At 41.2% G+C, this 4,176-nt stretch carries 8 protein-coding genes; 2 read left to right on the top strand and 6 right to left on the bottom strand.

Going from position 1 to position 4,176, the window contains the following annotated elements:
• The first annotated feature begins 202 nt into the window (after window positions 1-202).
• On the top strand, window positions 203-373 hold the full coding sequence (locus tag D4N35_RS18245) for a hypothetical protein (protein WP_164876421.1): 171 nt from the start codon (window positions 203-205) through the stop codon (window positions 371-373).
• Window positions 374-399: 26 nt separating this feature from the next.
• Here D4N35_RS18245 and D4N35_RS17515 read toward each other — a convergent pair whose 3' ends face one another.
• The 5 genes from D4N35_RS17515 to D4N35_RS17495 form a co-directional block, all read right to left on the bottom strand.
• Complete coding sequence (locus tag D4N35_RS17515) at window positions 400-1,131, bottom strand: hypothetical protein (RefSeq protein ID WP_120075967.1); 732 nt, start codon at window positions 1,129-1,131, stop codon at window positions 400-402.
• Between the two features lie 12 nt (window positions 1,132-1,143).
• Window positions 1,144-1,728, bottom strand: coding sequence for a DUF5067 domain-containing protein (locus D4N35_RS17510; protein ID WP_120075966.1), 585 nt, complete (start codon window positions 1,726-1,728; stop codon window positions 1,144-1,146).
• 58 nt (window positions 1,729-1,786) lie between these two features.
• The gene (locus D4N35_RS17505) at window positions 1,787-2,413 is read right to left on the bottom strand and encodes a replication-relaxation family protein (protein WP_120075964.1); all 627 of its coding nucleotides are present in this window, start codon (window positions 2,411-2,413) and stop codon (window positions 1,787-1,789) included.
• The gene (locus D4N35_RS17500; protein ID WP_120075962.1) at window positions 2,379-3,239 is read right to left on the bottom strand and encodes an FtsK/SpoIIIE domain-containing protein; all 861 of its coding nucleotides are present in this window, start codon (window positions 3,237-3,239) and stop codon (window positions 2,379-2,381) included. The genes D4N35_RS17505 and D4N35_RS17500 overlap by 35 nt, the downstream gene beginning before the upstream one ends.
• Before the next feature lie 164 nt (window positions 3,240-3,403).
• Window positions 3,404-3,583, bottom strand: coding sequence for a hypothetical protein (locus D4N35_RS17495; RefSeq protein ID WP_120075960.1), 180 nt, complete (start codon window positions 3,581-3,583; stop codon window positions 3,404-3,406).
• 129 nt (window positions 3,584-3,712) lie between these two features.
• Here D4N35_RS17495 and D4N35_RS17490 point away from each other — a divergent pair, with 129 nt between their 5' ends.
• Window positions 3,713-3,919, top strand: coding sequence for a helix-turn-helix transcriptional regulator (locus D4N35_RS17490; RefSeq protein WP_120075958.1), 207 nt, complete (start codon window positions 3,713-3,715; stop codon window positions 3,917-3,919).
• A gap of 12 nt (window positions 3,920-3,931) precedes the next feature.
• Here D4N35_RS17490 and D4N35_RS17485 read toward each other — a convergent pair.
• Window positions 3,932-4,176, bottom strand: a 245-nt coding sequence (locus D4N35_RS17485) for a YolD-like family protein (protein WP_164876420.1), incomplete at its 5' end; no start/stop codon positions are given.

Here is a 4,176-nt window from a genome sequence, read left to right as displayed (position 1 = left end):
TTCCAAAGCTACTTCGATCATATCATTAGGGGTTTGGTACTGTCATTAAAAATCAATAGAAGTAAAAGTGTTGATTTTACAATCATTATTATTACTCATTGTGTCTATCACTGTCAAAAGTAATCTTTAAAGTGACCATTTTACCACCCGTTGGTCACTTTTTGGTCACTCGTAGTCACTAAAAACAAGGAGCTGAATGTCAATGAAAAAACTACTCATTTACAAAGAAAACGGCGAATTCGTGCTCGAGCATATAAACAGTTTCGGCCACTCTATCAAACGTTATTTCATTACCGAAAACGGGCTGAAAGAGGAAATTGAATTATATCAGCCGATACTGGATCAATACGAAATAATAAACAGGCTGCAATAAGTAAGGCCCCTTTATGGGGCCCTCTTTTAATTACCGTCTTTCTTTTTGGCTTCCTCGAAACTCAGCACTTCAAATTCCAATCTTTTTTCCTCGGATAGATCCTCAAAGTCATCCACATTCATCGGTGGCTTGATAATCATTTTAATAGTTTTAATGTCCGCATCAGGGTCCTTCAATATCCACCAGGTTTGATCCTTCATCTTTACCTTACCCAAAAATTCACCGCCAACATCCCCCATAAGCAACATGTCAGACTCCACTTGCTCACCAGTATCAGTGACCATAATGGATTGATTCGGGTAAAACTCCACGTCATCTTCAGATGTGTTTTCGGCTCTCATATCGGTAACGATCGCCCGCACCTTGTCTTGATCCTCAAAAACCAGTTCTTTCATGTCCTCGTTCGGTTCTACTTCCAGGACCATAAGGCTGTCAACAAACAATTTTATGGGGCCCATTTCAATCGGCTTACCTGGCGTATCTTCTTTTCCATCGATGCCAACTCCATCGTTGTAACCCACACCAACAACTCTCACTTTTCCGAAATCCTTATCTTCCCATTCTCCGGTTTCCTCTAAATCCTCGGGAGGCTCTTCCTCCACGGATTCTTCTTTTTCGGCATCGTTTTGCTCCTGTTGCTCGTTATCTTGGGCTTGCTCAGTTTGTTTTGGTTCTTTCGGTTTTTCCTCCGTTGATGCGCCGGATCCACAAGCTGCCAAAAATAAAATTAAAATGGCCCATAAATATTTTTTTAGCATTTTTCCCTCTCCCTATTTCAATTTAACGGTATATTCCCCTACCTCCGTGGCAGTAACATCATCATAACCAGTGAAAACCACGTCATATTGATCGTTATCTAGTCCGTAAGCTTCCACAAATTCAATACTTTTTCCTGGTAGTAGAGCGTTAGCACTTGCGTTATCTAAATCAACCATTTTATTGTAAGTTTCAACGTCATCTTCATCCCCAAAAGCATCAAGGAAATGGTAATTATCCATTAAATCTATTCGAGATGTTTCGTTTTCCTGCCGCGCCATGAGAAAGCCAAGCGTTTCATTTGGTATCACATCTTCATCTTGTGTTTTGTTCGTAAGTTTAAAGGTGACAAACAGACCCGGATTACTTTCCATTGGACTTTGGATTATTTCCGTCTTAGCGATTGTTAAAGTGAATTTGTCAGTTTCCAAAGTGCCGTTTTCAAATGTAGTGGTTGGCTCCTGTTCTTCAACAATATTTCCTTCTGCTGTAGTCTCACCGCTTTCTTTAGCCTTTTCTTTCGGCGTATCCTCCCCCGATGTGGATGACCCACAGGCTGCAAGAAATAAAATTAATAATAGCCACAAATATTTCCTCATTTCTCCAGCTCCCCTTTTTAGCCTTATACTATCTTAATCGGACAAAAGTTTCAAAATTTTATCTTATCTCATCAAACGTTAATACCTCTGCCCTCATTCCTTTGCAAGCCGTCTGCAATTTTCTTTTCCTGCTTTCGCTCAAAGTGATGAAATAGAGAAAAGGCTGCATGTTTGATTTTTTCTGTATATCCGTCCACATTTCTTTATAACGCTTCACCTTTTTAATATTATCGGCCATGTGACGGGTGTTATCTATCTCGATTAGATAAATATAGCCGTTCCTGCTGAACATGGCGTCTGCCACAAGCTTTTTTGTCGTCGCGGTAGTTAACCCCTTCACTTGGATAGCAAAGCCGTAGCCGGCGTCTGTGGACGATTCAAAGGCGTATTCTCTCCGCCAGTCATGTGGACAATTAAAATAAATATAAGCGTCATTTGTTAGCAACATGTGGTCAAACAGCATTGACTTTTTAATCTCGTTAACCGATGCAATTAGTTCCCGACCGTCTTTATTCAAATAAACGATTTTTTCCCTTGACCGCACCTCATGCAGATACGGCGACAGCTTATTAATCACCCGGCAAGTATTCCGATAAGTACCGAGCCGTAGTATTTCATGCAGCTGCCGCACACTGGCGACACCTAACCGATCAATCAGCGTCAGTATTTTTTCTGTTCTGTTCATGAAGAAAGCCTCCTATCATTTGGTCTGTGATATACGGGCATTGGATCTCATGTTTTTCAGCCAATTTGTAAATGGCCCGACCTGCTATCGGTTCTAATTCTTCCGCTCCCTTTTCGTCAAGAATAACCCTGCTGCCTATTTGGTCCGCTATTTTAAAAGATACGCGGGCCACTATGTTCATTTTGACCTGCCCCGGAACCGCTTCTCTATACGGTATTTGAGTGGCAAATATTAAGCGGAAACCTAACCCGCCCCCGATCCGGGCAATCTCTCCTAAATAAATTTGAGCTAACTCCGCGTATTTCTTTTTCTCCTTGCTTACCAGTTTTGGTGATAGTTCCGCCCCTTCATCAACCATAATAAAAGTGCGCTTTCGTATATTAGTGTCCGATATATTTTTATATCCCTTTTCCCGGAACCGACCCTGCTGCTCTTTTATCTCTTTATAAACGGTATCTAACAGCTGACAGGCGCTTATTAAGTCGTCTGCCACCTGCAACACCTGTGGAAGGCTTTCATATTCCCCGAACTCTAAACCGCCCTTTAAGTCGATAATGTACAGCCTTACACGGTCGGGATTGGCAAGGATCAATGATGCAAATAAACTTTTGAGAAAAACAGTTTTTCCGAAACGGGTAGTACCGCCCACAAGCATGTGCGGGTAATGCTCAAAATTATGGTACATAACTCTTCTTTTCTTGCCAATCGGCACGAGCCAGGAATGATAATATAGGTGTTTAGTGTGATACTCCCAGGACTCTAATTTTTTATTTGGCAGCATGGCCGCCCCTGCGATTACTGTGGGCAAAATAAGCCATTCTAGCATGCTGTCACTCCTTCACTGTATTGGTCACTGCTTATGTCATCGTGTGTAGTGGTCTGTGACGTGTTCTTTTATTGATCTATTGCATATTGGACATGCTGTTTCAATGTCATTAAAACCCGAACTAATAACGTTACCACGTTATCCTTTTTCGATGCTATCGCATCTCAAAGCAAATTTGCCATCGATTTCAGCAAATACAGAATTGCTCCATATTTTGTAGTTTCCAGTACGGCCATAACGGCCCCCTCATTTATCTTGACACCTATGTTTTGCAAGCCTCCCACAATTGCCAATGTGCCGCCTGCTGCCCCGATACTGATTAATCCGAGTGTAAACGGGTCCATGTTGGTCACTCCCTTTGTCAGTGATTAATACAGTGTATGGGCGATTGCTTAAATGATGTCTGTCTATCCAAAATATTTGTGAAAGGATTTAACAACTTATTGTGGAATTTTATTCAAGAGGTGGTAACAATGCTGGAAAGCAGAATTGGGATTTTGTTGAGGACATCAAAATATAAGCGCGAATATATCCAAAAAGTCTTGGGCGTGTCTGCTAACACGCTATCTAATTGGTGTACTGGAAAAACGTATCCTACGTTGGATAAGGCTTATATTTTGGCGGATTTATTAGAATGTAAAATTGATGATCTATATGTAAAAACCCCGCCAAATAAATGACGGGGCTCTTTTTTAATCCGCAAACTCAACGCTAACAATCGCATCAAAGACTATTCTATGCGATTCCAGTTTAGTGTCCACTATATGGACTAACTTGCTCGTCTGATTCACGTAATGGACAGCGCCGGTAATTTCCTCGAAAAATCCATCAATCCAAACCGTAAACTTTAGCAATTGATTAAACTCCATTGCGATATGTATTGTCTCGTTGATCTGCTCCTGCTCCTGTTCATCCAGTACAGGCTTTTTCTTTTTTT

The sequence above is a fragment of the Siminovitchia fortis genome, from assembly GCF_003605365.2.
GTDB classification, from domain to species: Bacteria; Bacillota; Bacilli; order Bacillales; family Bacillaceae_C; genus Siminovitchia; species Siminovitchia fortis.
The sequence above is the reverse complement of the archived record's forward strand: the minus strand, read 5'-3'. Positions and strand labels throughout refer to the sequence as shown.